The organism is Streptomyces sp. RP5T (assembly GCF_003933965.1).
Classification (GTDB): Bacteria; Actinomycetota; Actinomycetes; order Streptomycetales; family Streptomycetaceae; genus Streptomyces.
Map to the genome: position 1 here is coordinate 1 of NZ_RSAJ01001216.1, position 717 is coordinate 717.

A 717-nucleotide genomic window follows, 5' to 3' on the forward strand; every position below is an offset into this window, starting at 1 on the left:
GGCCTGCGACGTCGAGCACACCTCCAGCGGCGGCAAGGTGATCTGGGCCGCCCTGCCGCTCAAGGCCGTGCGCGTGTCCTGAGGGCGTTCACCAGCCGGCGGACGGTCCCGTCAGCTCCCTGACCGCCGGCCGGGCCGCGTCCAGCACCGTCATGAACCACGCCGAGAAGGTGTCCTTCTCGTGCCGCTCCGCCAGCTCGGCCGGGGTCACGAACGCGGTCGTGGCGACCTCCTCCGGGTCCGGGCCGAGCGGGGACTGGACCATGCCGACGAACAGGTGGTTGTACTCCTGCTCGACCAGGCCCGAGTCCGGGTCCGGGTGGTTGTAGCGGACCGTGCCCGCCTCGGCGAGCAGCGAGGGGGAGACGCCCAGCTCCTCGAAGGTGCGCCGGGCCGCCGCCGCGAAGGGGGCCTCGCCCGGGTAGGGGTGGCCGCAGCAGGTGTTGGACCACACGCCGGGGGAGTGGTACTTGCCGAGCGCGCGCTGCTGCAGGAGCAGCCGGCCCCGCTCGTCGAAGAGGAACACGGAGAAGGCGCGGTGCAGTTGTCCCGGCGGCTGGTGGGCGGCGAGCTTCTCCGCGGTGCCGATCGTCACACCGTGCTCGTCGACCAGTTCCAGCAGGATCGCGTTCGCGGCGCCGTTCGACGGAGTGTGCGTCGTGGTGGCAGGTGTGGTCGGCATACCCATCCTTCACATCGGTCTTCGCGCCCCAAGTG

At 71.7% G+C, this 717-nt stretch carries 1 protein-coding gene and 1 pseudogene; one reads left to right on the forward strand and one right to left on the reverse strand.

The genetic code is table 11. The features are described from left to right. A pseudogene (locus EHS43_RS48680) lies at nucleotides 1–82 on the forward strand (ATP-binding protein); the annotation flags it as partial. A 6-nt stretch (nucleotides 83–88) separates the two neighbouring features. Here EHS43_RS48680 and idi read toward each other — a convergent pair. After that, a complete protein-coding gene (gene idi / locus EHS43_RS45490; protein ID WP_125196145.1) occupies nucleotides 89–682 on the reverse strand; it encodes an isopentenyl-diphosphate Delta-isomerase in 594 nt (197 codons plus the stop codon). Between the last annotated feature and the right edge of the window lie 35 nt (nucleotides 683–717).

Coding starts and splice junctions, on each gene's coding strand:
- idi (WP_125196145.1), bottom strand. CDS start 682: ATGCCGACCACACCTGCCACCACGACGCACACTCCGTCGAACGGCGCC.